Below are 18019 nucleotides of genomic sequence, written 5' to 3'. Positions count from 1 at the left end.
GACTGATGGGAAACAAAACTGGCTAAATAGGTCAAATCTTCTTGCAAGCCAGGATGGGTCACATCCTGGCTTTAAATCAGGAAAACTTCTAACATTGAACTTAGTCAAGAAAAAATGCTGGAATTGCGACATATTTCACCTTGATATTACTTAGAATAACTAGCTCAGCTTTAACAACCAAGGCTTTTTATCATGTTGCTTCACCGAACCTCGCTAGGCAAGGCTATCCGAATAATAAATATTATTTCACTATATTTTGGTTAAGCATATCACATGCTGGTACAAGGTACGGAACTCTGAACCTGTACTTGCCTCAATCTTTATTCTTCCCTCATGAAGACTCAAAGAAACTCACGTAAACTCTTATTTGCTCTAAGAGTCTAGTGATTTTCAGACTGACTTCCAGATGCTAGTTAATTCAATATTGATGGCTAGTACTCGAAGGCTGAAATATGTCCACCGTTCCGGATCGCTTGGCTACCTACCTACCCTACTCCCTAGCCCTAAGAAATAGTATCTAGACTTGCGCCGTAGAGTACTAGTACTCTACGGCGGAAATAACCCACCTATTTGCCAACGCGGAAACCCTGGTGAGACTTGGAATTCCCGTTCTGTCTTTTGTCTTCTTACTTCTGCCTTTCGGTACTACTTACTTACTTGATGCATGCCTTACTGTGGAAGACTTGTAAGCAAAGCCCCCGATGGAGTTTTCTTGAATGGGCGCAAGGTGAGAGACTGGCTGAGTGAGCATCTAGGACATTTGATTCATCGCCAACAGGCTGGGAGATTCCCAAATAGATAGAGTTCTCGTTCGAAGTGCTTCATCCAGAACATCTTTGGCTCATTTTCAATGAAGTCTTAGCCAACCGAGTGTTTGACTCCCTAGACGACTTGCTAAACAAGATTGAATAACGGAATGTATTGCTCTTAAACCTTACCGATAGGGGTTCAACTGACACGAGGTTTACGACTTAAGAAGCCAAATAAAATTTAGCTTAATTTTCTCATTAAAAAGAGGATTATACTTATTTATATATGACGACTAATTAGGGCTTGTCTCATTCTCTTGGGATGATCCAGGGTTCAAGCACTGCAAGAAGAACACCGGTGGCAATAATCTGAACAACTACTTGTGAAGACGGTTGCTTTTGCTCCGCTGGCCCTTCTTGGGCATGGGCATGCTGCGATCCTAATTCCGAAAAAACTAAAACAAAAGTAATAAATGAAATCAATGCTAAATGCTTTTTTATTTTCATGAAACACCTTATTTTAGTTTTGAGTACGAAGAATTTCTTTGACTCCAGTTTTAGGTTTCTTGAGGCGATCTTCATGCCACTGCAACCCAATAATAGTAGCCAAGAACATCGTATATGCAGGCTCTTCTAACTGAGAAAAAATACAACCAAAGACAAAAGCTGTCAAAACCAAGAATTTAGCAACATTATCAATGCAAAAATATTTCCAGATCAGGAAACAAAGATATAGATATGAGGCCAAACCCAAAAATCCAAGATCACCCCAAATTCCTGCCCAACCAAATAAAGGTGAGAACATACTTGATTGATCCCCAAGCCAGCTATTCCCTACTGCTTGCCAAACATTACTGCTTGCAGGATGAACTGTAGCACCAAGCGGTAATAGCAAATAACCGTAGCTATCTAACATCCATCCTCCTAGACGACCAACTGTATGACCAGGACCAAGGCCTAAGAACCAATTTAGAGGAGACTCGAAATAACCGATGACTATGCGAAAGGCAGCAAACTTTAGCCTGGTTGCCTCACCGTCAGGACCATAAATCTCAGGTCTTATCCAAGTTGTAAACGGGCTTAGTGCCTCAAAATTATAAATTGCCCAATAGAACAATATAGAAAATACTATGCCCAGGATCAAGTACAAGGAAGTATTTATAGGGTTCTTTAAATTGAATATCTGAACAAGTATGTAGGCTACTGCAAAAGCTAACAACACCTGTTTTGTATCAGATATGACAATCTGATTTAAAATTGCGAGCAGTACGATTGCGCGAACCAGAATAGGTTGTGACTTTGCAATAAAAAAATAGTAAATGCCAAATGTTAGTGAAATCGATGCTCCAACAACATGCCCTGCCCCAGCTGCAATAAAAACACCATTGATATTGTCTTCAAAGCCCATTATTAAATGTCGGCTGAAAATATATCTCTGTATGTAGCAGAAAATGATATTAATAAATGCGAATCGAAAAACCCATGTCCTGAATTTTGAGAAGCTCTCGTGAGTCATTGGCAAGCTGATGAGAGCTAATAAAAAAATAAAGGGCTCAATTAGAAGCAAAAAGCTGAAAATTGCATTGATGACACCCGCATCATTTATTAAAGCGCTGGCAAAGATTACCGTGCATGCCATAAAAATGCCAGCCAGCATTTTTTTTGACGCAGTAATTTGATTAGAGTCCTTTAAACGTGCTTGAGACAGCACAGAAAAACAAGCAAAAGGGACTAAGACAAAATGTAAAAAATTTATCTGCGAAGGAAATCCCAATGACCCTAAAACACGAGGAAAGAATACCGATGCCAATGCTATTAATATTAATGTTGAGTTCTTAATGTATTGTTTTTTATTATAAAGTCTCATAAATATAGGGCCGTTAATATAGTCATGCTTCTGCTCATTTGAAGCGGGTATTTATCAAAATAGAAATTGTGAATGTTTGTAAGCGGATATAGTATCTCTCAGCTAATATGTCTCTTTAAACTTACTTTTGTCTCTTAGTAAAATTTACATAGACCCTTTAAGTGAGCTATTGCTCCGCGGAGATGATAGACAGCTTACATCGTTTGCAGTAATGGCTTCATGCCTATGAACCTCATACCCTATTTCTCTAAGGAGGGTTGCTGCTGATACACAGAACTTATCTTACCTATCTCTGCTTTGCTATCCGTTGTCAACATTGAGGATGCGCATAATTAAAGCCTATGATGACCTTCTGTATGTCAATAAACTACTATGTAATACCTTAAATTTCCAGGATTTTTAAGCTCAATCATAGGAACTTTATGACTTGACTCTATAAGTTAAAGAGTTCAAGAACCTCTCTTGTCTTCAAAAACCATCGAATGGCCTAGAATAGTGAGAAGCAAGTAGTAAAAAATATTAAGATAGGTGAGTCTTGGTCGCCTTCTTGCTGACGTTGATTTATGGAATCTGATTTTCTGCTCCTATTTTTAAGTTATCTAAATGATAATATCGAGTTCTCATATCAATAAACTGACTTTTCTTGATTTTTTGGATTGCTTTTCTGGTGTCTTACCTGGTTTAGCATGGTAACACTTTATTTTTAGATGGTTTTTGATAACGACTTTATCCTAAACATAGGCGACTAATAAGCGCAGGGTAAGCTCAAGCACAATATTCTGGAATTGTACTGCTTTTCCAGACCTGAGGGCAGGAAGATGAGCCTGTAGTCAGGACTCATCGCAGCCCGCTTCGCTTCCCCTTTGTTGGGGTCTCCTAATGTAGCACACTGATGGCTAAGCTTTGCATGATGACCATTTTTTTCAACACCATGGCTCTATTGTAGTCGAGAGGCATCTTGATCCTAACCCAATACACTCCCCAATAGGTGCAGATAGCCTGACTAATCACCGTCAGACCATAGGGCAGTGAACTCGGGTAAAGTATCTTCTCTTAGCTGGTCTTGTTTTATAAATAGTACACTCGCCTCACTATCACGATGGTTTTCAACTCCACTCACTGCTTAATTTAGTGTAACCATCCCATTACGGCGATCGGCACAGCCTATACCTACCGATTTTTCCGGCGATGATGGCCTATTCCACCTGCTGCTGACGACTATGTTCGAGGCCAGCACAGTTCGTCGCCTCGGCCTGTTCAAATCGTGCCCTGACCTTGACCCATAGGGTAGGGTTATTCGCCTTCATGCAAAGCACTTAATTAGTCTTCTGCGTGATGGTGTCTCGTTCAATGTCTATCTGTCTACCCATGACATCGAGGGTGGATAATACGGTCACTGATGTCGAGCAGGTTGAGCAACGCTGGAATCGAGATAATCTCACTGCTTTTTGAGGGAACTTTGATTTATCCCAAGAGTAATCTATGCTCACTAGAGCAAGTGCTCACGACGTAGAGGGCGGATTTTTGGGGTTGCAATTTAGGGACTCTTATCAGTCCCAAAAGCCAGGCTCTAAGGCCTCCGATACTATCTGCTCAAACAGCTGACGGTAGGTGTCGGCATGGGGACTCCACTCGGTAATGAGAGCAGGATGTCCTATCCCCTGACTCCCGCGCGGGTCTTCCAACTCGGCAAATTGCGATTGCCACTGTGCTTAGATCGACTCGGTATCTACAGCAGGTGACAACGGTTGTTTGGCTCGATATTGCTTAGCCGTGACCTTACGGGAATCAGAGCCTTGACTGATGGGAAACCTTAAGGATACTGAGCCGGATAATTTCTCTAGCTACTCATAAGCCAATTTTTCTTGTGCTTACTCTGATATTTGGCATCGCTATTTCCACTTAGATTTTTCACAAGTAGAGATTAAAATCAGTATAAACACAGGGGAAAATTAGAGTTGTTTATGATTTAAAAATCTAGATCAGGTATTAAGATTTGTTTTTATTTAATAAAGATTTAAGAAAGTAAAGTCAACAGCGAAAGTGATGGTTTAAGGCATCAGGATTTGTCTCTATTTCAATCTAAAAAGGGATCGGATTCTCTTGAGTCAATTCTCAGGAGAGCTCGGAGCTAATGTTTTTTGTGGCTAGAAATCGGATTTAGCGCTTTTTGCATGTTGTGACTGGATACATGATTTTGCTCAAAATTTGTTTCAAGCTTGAGGACAGACTACCCACAGTTTTACTTCTCTGGAAACCAGTTATTTCCTTAGTAAGTAGGGGAATGTTAAGTGAGTAAGGTAGATATAAAGGCTGGCAGGGCTATGTTTCGGCATCAGTCCTTATTCTTTTTGCTCGCTTCTAAAGCCTCTTGGGATCGCTCGAGATAGAAAGCCCGGCTCTGCCAAAGAGATGTTTATTGCGCCATGAAGTAGTCATGAAAAGTATAGAAATACCGCTTCATTCTCACTGGTATTCTAATAAAGTTAGGCCCTTGCTGATTACGGCGATCGCAGCCAGCGGCGTCTTCCAGTTTCTTGCACCCGTTTTAGCTGGCGGCACCACCGCCGGTACCGACATCATTAACAGAGCGACCGCCACCTATAGTGACGGCACGACCAACTTCAATGCCATTTCGAATACCGTTACCGTCAAGGTAGACGAAGTGCGAGGCCTGACCGTCACCGATGCAGGCTTTACCGATGCCAACGGCGGCAGCATCGCCACCAGCGACAATCTCTATTTTGATTTCCTGGTCACCAATACCGGCAACGCCGATGCCTTCGTCTATATCCCCGGTGCGACCGCCCTTGGCCCCATGGCCACGGGCGGTAATATCACCGCTGTCCAAATTATTGAAGTCAACGGCACCGCTCTAGGTGCCCCAATTACTGTGCCGGCGGGGGGCAATAGCACCAACAACCTCGCTGCTGGTTTCCCCAACACGACGGGCGTCATTCCTGCCGACGGCAACTTTAAAGTGCGGGTGACCATGGCCGTCACCGCCACCAACGCAGGCGACCCGGTCAAGGTGCAGTTTGGTACCACCGCCGACAACACCCCCAACACTCAAGACCAGCAAAACATTGCGTTTAGCACCGATACCGCACCCACCACCAACGACGTCTACACCCTAGACGCCAACGGCACCCTGGCCCCAGCGAACGGTGAGCGGGAAGCCGCGGCCTCCCACCAGGAATTTGTCGCAACCGCCCCCAGGCCGCTGGCTCAAACGACCCTGCTGATGACCTCAACCACGGCACCGGGGGCCAATGCCAACAGTGCTGTAGACGATACCATCACCTACGATCTCGACTTTCGCGTTAACAACAATCCTCAGCCCGGCTTTCCGGCTGGCAGTTTAGAAGGCACCACCATTAACCTGGATACTGGTGGCGGCGCGACTCCCACCCAGCGCATTTTAGTTTCTACCACCGTTCCTCCCAACACTGTATGGAATGGGACTGCTCCCCTGGTGCCCAACGGCAACTGGATTCCGGTTTACTCCACCGATGACGCCTACACCGGGGCTGAAAACCCCATCAACGGCGTCACCTGGACGACGACTCCCCCCGCCCCTGGCACGGTCAAGCGCATTGGCTTTATCTACGATGCAGGGGCCAATGGAGCGCTGCCCCCCGGCACCGCCGTCAATGACTTTAGATTCACCGTGGTCACCAGCGGCTTGCCCGCCACCGGGGGCAGCGTGGCCAACATTGGCCAAATTTTTGGCGAAACCCTCAACGATCCGGCCAACAACCTGGTCTACGACGAGTCTGGCGACCAGGATGCCAACAACTATGACGATGGTGTCTTCCCGCCCAACCCCAACATCAGCGACTTTGTTGCCAATCCTCAGACCGGTGCCGCCAACCCCAACGACCCCGACACCAACGGCAACAACACCGGTACTGGCCCCAATGGGGAAGCGAATGTCATCGGCATTTTGCCCTTGCCACCGGCCAACAGCGCTCTGCTCAATGGCCCCAACAACGTGCCCAATGCCATTGGCCCCACCAATGTCCAAGACGACTTTACTAACGTGGCCACCACGGTAGATACAGTGGGCGTGCAGGGCAGCGCCAGCAACCCAACGGTGACGGCACCGATCACTAACACCGTCCGCAATACCATTGCCACCAACCTCGACAATGTCAAACTGTTGCCCTTTGCCCCCGACGCCACCAGGGCGCTAACCAGTGGGGTTCACGGCGTCGATCGCAACAGCAATACCCAGCTAAATGACGAGATTCCCGATGGCACCACGGTGACGATTCGATTTGGAGCCCAGACCGCCGCCTACACCTATACGGCAGCGGGGGGCTTTGCGCCAGTGGCGGCTAACCCGCCGGTGGTGATTGGGACCCTCACCCCAGGTCAGCAGCAGTCCTACACGGTGACCATAGATCTGCCCGCCAACACCCCCCAAATTCAGGGTTACACCCTTCCCATCGTGGCCTTTGTGGATAACGACAGCAGCAATAGCTTCGTTGCCGCCACCGACACGGTCTACAACTTCACCAACAACCGGGTCTATCCCGGCTTTATCAATCTGGTGAAGGCGGCCCGCATTCTTGACACTAATGGCACCACCCAACTCGATCCAGCTGGCCCCGGCCCCAGCTATACCAATACCCCCACGGTGCGGCCCCGACCCGGGCAGTTTGTCGAGTATCGGATTACCTACCAAAACATCTCTGAGAGTCAGCCCGCCAGCGGCGGCGGCAATGTGCTGCTCACCGGTAACGGACTGGTGATCAATGAGGATGGAGCAACCGCTCCCAATACCTGGGCGGGGGTGACCACCCACCGACAAAACACGGCGGCTACCCTCGGCACCCTCCAGTTTTATAACGGCGCCGTATTGCTCGGCCCCACTGATCCAGCCTCGGGGGCGGCGGTCACCCGCTACGTCAACACCATTCCATCCCTGGCACCCCAGGTCAGCGGTACTCTGACCTTCCGCCGCATTGTCAACTAGGGCTGGGGGGCGAAACCGTAGCCTTTGGGCTCTGTTTCGTCCCCTCCCGACCCTGAGGTACTCGCCCCGACTTGAGATTTACACACATTTTGGACAAGGTTGAATGACTATGAAACGTTCACTCGGTTTAGGTTTAGTGGCCCTGGCAACCCTGGTCATCGTTCCCGTGGCGAAGGGCAGCCCCAGCCTGGCCCAGCTGCAAAACATTGGCACTGACATTGTGCAGCAGGTAGTACGCCCCGAGGTCAAGTTAGAGTTGAAAGCCGCCAAACAGGTGCAAACCCTCGGTGCCCAGGGTAAGACCCAGCTGAGCTGGCAACCCCTGGAGGGCGAAGCGACGGTACAACCCCTGGATGTGTTGCGCTACACCATTTCTTCAGCAAATGCCGGGGAGATGGCCGCTAAGAATCTGGTGATCAGCCAGGCGATTCCGCCCCAGATGACCTATGTGCTGGCCACGGCCCGCGGCAATGACGGGGTCGAAATCACCTACAGCATTGATGGCGGCGAGTCGTTTGTGGCTGAGCCCCAGGTAGAGGTCGTGCAGGAAGATGGCACCGTCACGCTGGAACCGGCTCCCGCCGAAGCTTACACCGACATTCGCTGGGACTTTGCCCAGTCGTTAGAGCCCCAAGTGGTGGTGCAGGTGGCCTATGACCTCACCGTGAACTAGCCCTGACGGCGATCGCCCGACCTTGACTAGCTACCTCGACTCGCTCAGGCCCCCTAAGCCTGAGCAGGACAGGATGGGTGTGTCGTTTGCTCATCTTCTGCTCTCCCCGCTGCGCGGGTACCACGCTTATTCACCGTTGTTTAGCAATGCCAATGGTTACCGATGTGCTCAAGTCGTTCTCGCTATGGAGCCTGGCGCTGTGCCGCCTGGCCCGGTGGAGCGGCGTGGGTGCTCACCGCCGCCGATGGCTCAACCAAGCGCTGAGCTTTGCCCTCGGCCTGGGACTAGCGTTGGGCTGGGCCGCTGGTCTGGCCGCCCCGCTGATGGCTCAAACGCCCCCCAGCTTAAATAATCAGGCCACCTACAGCTATGGGGCTGGCAATGGCGGCTTCACCTGGACGGGCTATGGGGCCGTTTCCCTGGGCGCGCCATTAATCGATCCGCTGGGCACCCTGCTGGGCTGCGGTGGCACGCCTCTCCCCAACTACGTGGGCTTTACGATGGCCCTCTACGAGCCGTTACCGGGAGATGCTACCCAGTCAGAACTGGGCGCGTTGGTAGCTCTACGGCCCACCGAACTGCCAGATATTGCGGGCAATGGCGTGCCTGCCGGTCTTGCCCCTAACGGCACCAACGCCAACCCCTACAATTTGTCGGCTCAGGGGACCTACAATTTTTTGCTCGATCCGGCTCGGGGTCAGGTCGATGTGGGGCGCGTTTATTTGCTGGTGGTGACCCCGCCATCGGGTAGCCCCTACGTGCAGCGACGCATCAAGCTCCAGATTCTCAGCAACAACGGCGGGGTGGTGACCTACCGAGCTACCTCCCTCGATGGTCAGCCAATCACCGCGACCGGGGCCACCCAGATTGACCAACAAACCGTGCAGGTCAACGATGCCGCCCAGACCGGGCTCCAGCTGTCGGCACTGAACCTGGCCACCACCCTGTGCAATGCCCGTCAGTTGCAGCTGACCAAATCGGGCGATCGCGCCGTAGCCCAGCCGGGAGACACCGTGATCTATCGGGTGCTGGTGCGCAACCAAACCGATGTGGCGCTGCAAAATTTTACCTTCACCGACACGCTGCCCCTGGGTTTTAGGCTGGTGGCGGGCTCGGCCCAGGCGGCACTGACCAACCAGAGCTATCCGGTGCAGGTCAGCCAGTCTGGCTCCACGGTGCAATTTCAGGTGGATGCCGCTGCCGTTCTGCCAGTGGGCGAGGCCCTGAGCGTAGTCTACGCGGCCCAGCTCACCCCCGATGCAATCCGGGGCACGGGCCAAAATTCAGCCCTGGTGACCGCTCGCCGGAGCGACACCGGATTGCTGCTGCGCGATGGGCCAGCCAGCCATCGGCTGCGGATTGACCCAGGGTTACTGTCTGACTGCGGCACCCTAATTGGCCGGGTGTTTGAGGATCGTAACTTCGACGGCGAACAGCAGTCGGGGGAAGCGGGGATTCCCTACGCGGTGATTTTTCTCGACGATGGCAATCGCATTACCACCGACGAACGCGGCATTTTCTCCCTGGCCAATGTGCTGCCGGGCTACCGCTCAGGCACCCTCGACCCGCTGAGTATTCCCGGCTACGAGCTGGCCCCAAACGAGGTCTTTATTGAGCGCAACAGCACCTCCCGCCTGGTGCATTTGGCCCCTGGTGGCCTGGTGCGGATGAACTTTGGGGTGCAGCCCCAAGCCCAGGCGGAGGTCAGTAGCGATGGTCTCTAAGCGATGGCAAAAAACGATCGTCTTGCTGGGGAATGCGGGGTTGATCCTGGGTGGCGTGGCACCCCTGGCGATGGCCCAAACCGCCGTCGAGCCCATGCCCCCGGCGGCAGGTGATGCGATTGAGGCTGAGTCAGCCGAGGCTCTGCCCCCTGGGGTGCCGCCAGAGGCATCCCTGCCTGCGATCGCTCAACCCGCTCACCTGCCCCCTGCGATCGCAGCAGACCCTGCGCCAGACCCAATGGCAGACCTAGATGCCGGGTCGACAGCGGCCCCGCCCGCACCCGAGGAACCGACGGCGATCACCCCAGCTGCGGCTGACCCGGCGGCAATTTACCTGCTCACCCCCAGCCCAGGCGCTGTCCTCGATATTCCCTCCGCCACCGTAACGCTGCAATTTCCCCTGGGCAGTGAGGTGACCCTGACGGTGAATGGCAACCCGGTGGGCGATGACCTGATTGGCCGCACTGAGACCAACCTGGAAACCGGCTGGATCACCCAGACCTGGTATGGGGTGGGGCTGCGATCGGGCGAAAATCAGCTATCGGCCCAGGGCCAACTGGCTGGGGCCGAGCTGCCGGGGGCCGAGCTGCTAGTGCAGGTGCGGGGGGCGATCGCCAGTCTGAGCGTCACCACCTTAGAAAGCCGGGTCGCCGCCGATGGCCGCTCGACGGTGACGGTGCAGGGTCAGCTCATCGACGCCCAGGGCAATGTCGCCAGCCAGGATACGGTGGTCACCCTGGAGGCCAGTCGCGGCCAGTTCATCGACGAGGATCAAAACCCTGACCAGCCAGGGTTTCAGGTACAGACTCAGCAGGGCCGCTTTAGCACGACGCTGCAAGCAGGCTTGACCCCAGGACAGGCGACCATTCGAACCAGCCGGGGCGAGCTCGAAGCCTATACCCAGGTGGACTTTATCACCGAGCTGCGCCCCACCCTGCTGACTGGGGTGGTGGATATTCGCCTGGGCGGTGGCGGCACCGATTTTTACAGCCGCTACCGCGATTTTTTGCCCGCCGATGGCGGGACGGGCACCCAGCTGGCGGTGCGGGGTGGGGCCTTTGCCATTACCTCCTTTGGCGACTGGCGCTTTACCGGGGCCTACCGCAGCGATCGCGCCCTGAATGAAGGCTGCGACGGCACGGTGCCGCTGTTTCGTAACTATCAAGCCTGCGATCGCGCCTATCCAGTCTACGGCGATGACTCCACCTCAGAGGTGCTGGCCCCCTCCACCGATAGCCTCTACCTGCGCTTAGAACGGACTTCTCCTGAACTCAATGCAGGCTCTGACTATGTCATGTGGGGCGACTACCGCACCGAAGAGTTTGCCACCTCGTCCCAGTTGTTCACCAGCATCAGCCGCTCGCTCCACGGCTTTAGCGGCAACTATAACCTGGGCAACCTGCAACTCTCTGCCATCTACGGCAACAACATTCAGGGCTTTCAGCGTGACACCATTGCCCCCGACGGTACCAGCGGCTTTTACTTTCTCTCCCGCCGCCTGCTAGTACCCGGCAGCGAGGCCATTTATTTTGAGCTAGAGGAGTTGAATCGGCCCGGCCAGGTGCTCGATCGCCAGCAGCTCAACCGTGGCCCCGACTATGAAATCGACTACGATCGCGGCACCCTGCTGTTTCGCCAGCCCGTATTGCGTACCGTTGTAGATGACCAGGGCCGTACCCTGGTGCGCCGCATTGTGGCTACTTATCAGCACGAAGGCGGCGATAGTACCAGCCTCTACGGCGGCCGCCTGCGCTACCATCTCAACCGCGACTCAGACCAGGCCAGCTGGCTGGGAGCCACCTACCTGCAAGAAAATCAAACGGCCCAGCAGTTTCAGCTCTACGGCGCCGATGCCCAGGTGAGCTTTGGCAGCGGCGGCCTACTGCTGGCCGAATATGCCCACTCCACCAGCAGCCTGGCCAATATCACCCCGGTGTCTGGCGATGCCTACCGCCTCGAGGTGAGCAACGACTTTAGCGACAGTCTTTCCGCTCGGGCCTACTGGCAGCAGGTGTCGCCTGGCTTTACCAACAATGCCACCACCAGCTTTGTGCCGGGCCAGCGCCGCTACGGGGCCGAACTCCAGGCCGAGATCTCAGAAACCACAACCCTGCGCTTTGGCTACGATCACGAAGACAACTACGGCGTCGCCCCCGCTACGCTCACAGCGCTGGAGCCCCTTTTGTTGCCTGGCTCCACAGCTGCACCAGGGCAGCCCCTCGATAACTCACTCACCACCCTGAGTGCCGGCATTCAGCAGCGGCTTGGCAGTGTGACCACCTCGATTGACTGGATTCACCGCGATCGCCGCGATCGCATCGCCCCCCAGTTCAGCGGCGTCACCGACCAAATTCGCTCGATGGCGACTGTTCCTATTGCTGAAAACGTCACCTTTACCGCCCTCAATGAGTTCACCTTGGCGGGGCAGGCCGATGCCATCTACCCCAACCGCAGCCTGCTCGGCCTCAACTGGCAGATCTATCCCGGCATTAGCCTGGGGGTTACCCACCAGATCCTCAACGGCGGGCAGTTTGACAACGATACCCTCACCTCCCTCTACCTCTCCGGCGACTACGAACTGGGGTCAGATACCCGGCTCACCGGCAACCTCTCGATGTTCGATCGGGGTCAGATGGCGGGCTCCATTGGCCTCCAGCAGGGTGTCACCTTAGCCCCCGGGCTCCAGCTCGATCTGGCCTACGAGCATGTGTTCCAAAGTAGTAATCTGGTCACTGGGGCAGGCACCCAATTTGCCCAACCCTACGCAGTGGGCCAGGCCGCCGCCGCCCTAGCGCCTACGGGCGGCAGTAGCTATAGCGTCGGGCTATCCTACACGGGCAGTCCCGACTTCCAGGCCAATGCCCGGTTTGAGCACCGCACCTCCAGCGCGGGGTCAAATACAGTTATTTCTGCCGATGCGCGGGGCAAGCTGGGCCCTTCGCTAACGGTTCTAGGGCGCTTTCAACAGGCCAGTGCTGCTAACCAATTGCTGTCAGGCCTGGGAGATACCACCAACCTGCGCCTGGGGCTGGCCTACCGCAACCCCGATAACGATGCCTTCAATGCCCTGCTACGTTACGAGTATCGTCGCAACCCCGGAATTTTGCCCGAGAGCCTGCTCCAGGGTAGTGGCAGTGGCTCAGCCGATCATGTCTTTTCGGCCGAGGCGATCTATGCGCCCGACTGGCAATGGGAATTCTACGGTAAGCTCGCCCTGCGGAGTAGCACCTCGCAGCTGGCCTCAGACCTGGTGGGCAGCAGCACCGTCACCCTGGGCCAGCTGCGAGCCACCTATCGCTTCAACTACCAGTGGGATATCGTCGGCGAAGCCCGCTGGATTGGTCAGCCCAGTGCTGGCTACAGCGAAATGGGCTTTTCCTTAGAGGCGGGCTACTACCTCAGCCCCAATCTGCGCCTGTCGGCGGGCTACAGCTTTGGTGGCATATCTGACCGCGACTTTAGCGGCTCTCGCTCGGCGGGTGGCCCTTACTTTGGCCTCACCCTCAAGCTCGACAATACGCTCCTAGAGGGTTTTAGTATCGACGAACCCACAACTCCCGCTCCCGAAGTAATGCCCCTAGATCTCAACTCAGACGGTGAGGCCATCTTGCCCGATGGTCAACCGCGCCCCCCAGAGGAAGCCCTATGACCCCAAGGTCTTTTGCCTGTAACACCGTGAAAACCAATATAGTTCGGACTCTATTAGGAGCCCTTTCCCCAGCCGTTTTACTCGCAGTGACGCTATTGCCTGGGGTCACTCTACCGGCCAGAGCCGAAGGCAGTCGCGATATGGTCTCTAGCGGTGGCGATCGCCCGTTTACCGAATGGGCCAGTGGCACCACAGCGGGCATTCCTCGTCGAACCCTGCTGAAGGTCTATGTGCAAGCCGGTGAGACCCTAAATCTAGGTTCGAGCGTGCACACCAGCGCCACCAATCCAGCCGATATTGTTTACCGCAATCCTTCGGGGCAGCAGGGGTCTTGCGATGTTTTAAACACAGGATTTGGTTGGATTAACACCCTGGCTAAAGAATCAGCCGGGCCATTGCCTAACGCAGGGGGCTATACCCCCTGCGTTGTTGCTGCCACGCAAACGGGCATCTATGAAGTTGAGTTTCACGCCCCAGCGACTAGCGGTAATCCTACCCCGACCAGCGCTACGGCGGCCTTCCCGACCGATGCCACGCAGCGCTCTGGCGTTGCCGCCTGGGATATTACGGTCAGAAATAGTGGCGGCACCGCTCAACTCGGGCGAGTGCATACCAGCTATGTCGCTATGAACATGGGCTCCAATAACCGTTTCCTGGCCAGCGATTTCTATATCCAAACCTGGGATGGTTATTTGTACAGAACCGATATGAACAACGTTGACCCCTTTGGATTTATCTTTTTTGGTAACTCTAGAGGTTTTCTCGACGTGACTAATGGCAGCACGCTTTATCACTCTGCTCAGGCAATTGATAACAACCTCAACCCGTTCTTTGGCAATGTTGTAGTTCAAAATCCTTTGGCAGCCAATAATCCGGCCACCAACAGCTATACCCATCTGGTGTTCTTTAATCCTCCCGATGTTAGGACACTGGATTATCTGGGTATTCCTAGAGCCCCATCGGCACCACAACCTCCCACTGATTTTCGCTTTGTCGGTGCCAATAACACTGATAATCGCACCTTAGTTGGAGCGGGGGGATATTTTGACTTTACCGTTGCTGGGGGTAGCAGCTATAGCATCATTCTCGATACCAATGCCGATGGTGTCTTTAATGCGGCGACGGATCGCGTATTAGAAAATGTGCTGGTGCCTGGGGCCAATCGAGTTTTTTGGGACGGCAAAGACACGGCTGGCAATAACTTGCCCCCCCGCCCTAGCAATGCGCCCTATGGTGCCAGAATTGTGATTCGCAATGGTGAGTACCACTTTCCGATGCTGGATGCGGAGAATAACACCAATGGATTCATCATTGAAATGATGAATCCACCCCAGAGTTTCCCTGCTTTGCTGGATATTAATGGTGCGCCCATCGATCGCTATACCATCTACTATGACGACGCTAACTACACCACTGCCAACGGTACAGTCGTCAGCTTAGATGGCGGCGGTGCTACCTCTCCGCGAGATGCAACAGGGGGGATTAGAAGCATCAATGGAGAGCATGAGTTCAGCAGTGGCTATGGCGACTTCAAGGGCATTGACACCTGGTCATTCTTTCCCAGTGAGGCGGTTTTTTCGAATGTGATTGTGACGACTCAGATCACCAATCCCAATCTCCTGCTAGTGAAAAGAATTACGGCCATCAACGGTATCCCGATTACCGATCTCGTGGATGGCATTAACAGTTCCGGTGATCCTAACTATGTCCCCTCTCCCCGAGATCAAGATGACAACCACGCCAACTGGCCCAGTGGCTTTTTGCGGGGCCGGATTCGCGATCGCATTCAGCCGGGTGATCAAATAGAATTCACGATCTATTTCCTCTCCAATGGCACTGTCCCGGCCCAAAATGTGCTGTTTTGTGACCTGGTGCCGACCAATGTCACCTTTTTGCCTGCCGCCTACAACGCCACCGCGGCGGCGAACGGGCCCAACCCGGTACCCGGTGTGACGACGAGTGGCGGCGATCGCGGCATCGTTCTGGGCCTGGGTACGCAGGCTAGCACCAACCCTTACCCGATTCTGGCGTCGCTCTCTAACACCAGCGATGGCGATGTGGGTCGATATGTTGCCCCTGGCACCAACTTGACCACCCTTGATGCGCGCCTTTCAAGCTGCGGCAGCAACACCAACGGCGCGATAGTCGTTAACCTCGCTAATCTGCCCCAGGCTACCAGCGCTGGCAATCCCCCTAATTCCTACGGGTTTGTGCGCTTTCAGGGTCGGGTCAATTAGCCTCAAAGCGCCGACCTAAGGATCTGGGTTAATTCAAATGTAGGGCGGGTTACGGGGCGGCGCGGGGCGGCGTTGGCGACGGTGACGGCACAGGGCACTGCCCAACCTCTAAAATAAAGACCTGACCGTTAGCGTTATCTCCAGGAAACAGCCCCATGGTCGGCGTTAAGCGGCCCACCTCTAATAGCTTCAAAAAACTCCAGGGATTTTTGCGATCGCGGGTCGGCCAAGCCATTGCCGACTACGCCATGATTAGCGAGGGCGATCGCGTTATGGTCTGCGTCTCGGGCGGCAAAGACTCCCACACCCTGCTCGATATTTTGCGCCACCTCCAGCGCCACGCCCCCATCCACTTCGAGATTCTGGCGGTGAATCTCGACCAAAAGCAGCCGGGCTTCCCTGCCCATGTACTGCCGGAGTACTTTGAGTCCATCGACGTGCCCTACCGCATTGTCGAGCAGGATACCTACAGCACCGTCAAGCGCGTGATCCCCGAAGGCAAAACCATGTGCGGGCTTTGCTCCCGCCTGCGCCGAGGCGTTCTCTACCGGGTCGCGGCAGAAGCAGGAGCCACCAAAATTGCCCTGGGCCACCACCGCGACGACATGATCGAAACGCTGTTTCTCAATCTGTTCCACGGCGGCAGGCTCAAGGCCATGCCGCCCAAACTGCTCACCGACGATCGCCGCCACATCGTCATTCGGCCCCTGGCCTACTGCCCTGAGGCCGACATTGCCCGCTACGCCCGCTACCGCGAGTTCCCCATTATTCCTTGCACACTGTGTGGTTCCCAGGCCAATTTGCAGCGCGCCCAAATTAAGGAGATGCTGCGAGCCTGGGAAAAGGAGTGGCCTGGGCGCACCGAGACCCTGTTTCGCAGTTTGCAAAATGTGGCCCCATCGCAGCTGGCTGACCCTAGCCTGTTCGATTTTGGCGGCCTAGAGCGCGATCGCCTAGATCCTGAATCTGCTCCCCAATCGGATGAATTGGGCACCGACTTAGAGGCCGAGTTTGACCCGGCGATCGCCCTGTTGGCCGATGGGTTACCGTGGCCAACTCCAGCCCCCTAAGTCATCGCTCACTGTCGTCGCTCGCTGTCGTTGTTCTCAACCCATCGATCCCCACCATGACCACCCTCAACCAGCCCGGCACCACCAAAACCTTGCACAGCCTACAGCGCACCCCCGATCGCCATTGGGTCGGCGATGGCTTTCCAGTGCGCACGCTGCTGGCCTACTCGAGTCTGGGGCCAGAAATAAGTCCTTTTTTGCTGCTCGACTACGCCGGGCCAGCCACCTTCCCACCCACTACGGCTCGGCGTGGGGTAGGTGAACATCCCCACCGGGGGTTTGAGACCGTCACCATTGTCTACGAGGGCGAGGTCGAGCACCGCGACTCTGCTGGCGGCGGCGGCATCATTGGCCCTGGGGACGTGCAGTGGATGACCGCCGCAGCGGGCCTAGTACACGAAGAATTCCATGGCCCCAACTTTGCCCAGCGGGGTGGCGCGTTTGAAATGGTGCAGCTGTGGGTCAATCTGCCCGCTAAAGACAAACTGGCTGCTCCCCGCTACCAGGGCATCACCGCCGATCGCATCCCGGTGATTGAACTGCCCAATGGCCAGGGGAAGTTGCGAGTCATTGCCGGAGAGTTTGCCGGGGCCCAGGGGCCAGCCCAGACCTTTACCCCGATCAACCTGTGGGACTTGCGATTAAACGGAAACACGTCGGTGCAGTTAGACCTACCAGAGGGCTACACCACGATTTTGGTGGTGTTGAAGGGCTCGGTGCGAGTCGGTGGGTCGGGGCCGTTGACGGAGGCAGAGATTGGTATCTGCGATCGCGCGGGCACCAGCCTCACCCTCGACATTCTGCACGACACCACTGCCCTGCTGCTCTGCGGTGAACCCATCGAAGAACCCATCGTCGGTCACGGCCCCTTCGTGATGAACACCACCGCCGAGATTTACCAGGCCATGGCCGACTACCAGAGTGGCAAAATGGGGACGTTAACGCCTTAATAAACGGTGCCAAGGTCAGACCAAATCCTGCCTGAATACCCCCGGTTCGTAGGGGCATAGCATGCTATGCCCCTACGAGGTTCCTGATTATAAATCGGGGTTTCCCAAATCGGATTTCG

9 protein-coding genes are annotated in these 18019 nt (G+C 54.4%); 7 read left to right on the top strand and 2 right to left on the bottom strand.

Annotation, left to right across the window (positions count from 1 at the left end):
* Positions 1-1058 precede the first annotated feature (1058 nt).
* Both IQ254_RS12085 and IQ254_RS12080 read right to left on the bottom strand, forming a co-directional pair.
* On the bottom strand, positions 1059-1256 hold the full coding sequence (locus IQ254_RS12085) for a hypothetical protein (protein ID WP_193966412.1): 198 nt from the start codon (positions 1254-1256) through the stop codon (positions 1059-1061).
* 13 nt (positions 1257-1269) lie between these two features.
* A complete protein-coding gene (locus tag IQ254_RS12080; RefSeq protein WP_313887434.1) occupies positions 1270-2460 on the bottom strand; it encodes a hypothetical protein in 1191 nt (396 codons plus the stop codon).
* 2593 nt (positions 2461-5053) lie between these two features.
* Here IQ254_RS12080 and IQ254_RS12075 point away from each other — a divergent pair.
* The 7 genes from IQ254_RS12075 (at position 5054) to IQ254_RS12045 (ending at position 17900) form a co-directional block, all read left to right on the top strand.
* Complete coding sequence (locus tag IQ254_RS12075; protein ID WP_193966410.1) at positions 5054-7597, top strand: hypothetical protein; 2544 nt, start codon at positions 5054-5056, stop codon at positions 7595-7597.
* Positions 7598-7706: 109 nt separating this feature from the next.
* Entirely contained in the window at positions 7707-8270 is a 564-nt protein-coding gene (locus IQ254_RS12070; protein WP_193966409.1) for a DUF11 domain-containing protein, read from the top strand.
* A gap of 146 nt (positions 8271-8416) precedes the next feature.
* The gene (locus tag IQ254_RS12065; RefSeq protein WP_228040579.1) at positions 8417-9994 is read left to right on the top strand and encodes a DUF11 domain-containing protein; all 1578 of its coding nucleotides are present in this window, start codon (positions 8417-8419) and stop codon (positions 9992-9994) included.
* Complete coding sequence (locus IQ254_RS12060) at positions 9984-13643, top strand: TonB-dependent receptor (RefSeq protein ID WP_228040577.1); 3660 nt, start codon at positions 9984-9986, stop codon at positions 13641-13643. Before IQ254_RS12065 ends, IQ254_RS12060 begins: the two co-directional genes overlap by 11 nt.
* Positions 13640-15880: a DUF11 domain-containing protein gene (locus tag IQ254_RS12055; protein ID WP_193966408.1), complete on the top strand. Its 2241-nt coding sequence runs from the start codon at positions 13640-13642 to the stop codon at positions 15878-15880. Before IQ254_RS12060 ends, IQ254_RS12055 begins: the two co-directional genes overlap by 4 nt.
* 155 nt (positions 15881-16035) lie before the next feature.
* Positions 16036-16950, top strand: coding sequence for a tRNA 2-thiocytidine(32) synthetase TtcA (ttcA, locus tag IQ254_RS12050; protein WP_193966407.1), 915 nt, complete (start codon positions 16036-16038; stop codon positions 16948-16950).
* A gap of 56 nt (positions 16951-17006) precedes the next feature.
* Complete coding sequence (locus IQ254_RS12045; RefSeq protein WP_193966406.1) at positions 17007-17900, top strand: pirin family protein; 894 nt, start codon at positions 17007-17009, stop codon at positions 17898-17900.
* Positions 17901-18019 lie beyond the last annotated feature (119 nt).

Source organism: Nodosilinea sp. LEGE 07088 (assembly GCF_015207395.1).
Lineage (GTDB): Bacteria > Cyanobacteriota > Cyanobacteriia > Phormidesmidales > Phormidesmidaceae > Nodosilinea.
The sequence above is the reverse complement of the archived record's forward strand: the minus strand, read 5'-3'. Positions and strand labels throughout refer to the sequence as shown.

What these genes read in the sequence shown, in the direction of transcription:
- IQ254_RS12085 (WP_193966412.1), bottom strand. Translation starts at nt 1,256, where the DNA reads ATGAAAATAAAAAAGCATTTAGCATTGATTTCATTTATTACTTTTGTT.
- IQ254_RS12075 (WP_193966410.1), top strand. Translation starts at nt 5,054, where the DNA reads ATGAAAAGTATAGAAATACCGCTTCATTCTCACTGGTATTCTAATAAA.
- IQ254_RS12070 (WP_193966409.1), top strand. Translation starts at nt 7,707, where the DNA reads ATGAAACGTTCACTCGGTTTAGGTTTAGTGGCCCTGGCAACCCTGGTC.
- IQ254_RS12065 (WP_228040579.1), top strand. Translation starts at nt 8,417, where the DNA reads ATGCCAATGGTTACCGATGTGCTCAAGTCGTTCTCGCTATGGAGCCTG.
- IQ254_RS12060 (WP_228040577.1), top strand. Translation starts at nt 9,984, where the DNA reads ATGGTCTCTAAGCGATGGCAAAAAACGATCGTCTTGCTGGGGAATGCG.
- IQ254_RS12055 (WP_193966408.1), top strand. Translation starts at nt 13,640, where the DNA reads ATGACCCCAAGGTCTTTTGCCTGTAACACCGTGAAAACCAATATAGTT.
- ttcA (WP_193966407.1), top strand. Translation starts at nt 16,036, where the DNA reads ATGGTCGGCGTTAAGCGGCCCACCTCTAATAGCTTCAAAAAACTCCAG.
- IQ254_RS12045 (WP_193966406.1), top strand. Translation starts at nt 17,007, where the DNA reads ATGACCACCCTCAACCAGCCCGGCACCACCAAAACCTTGCACAGCCTA.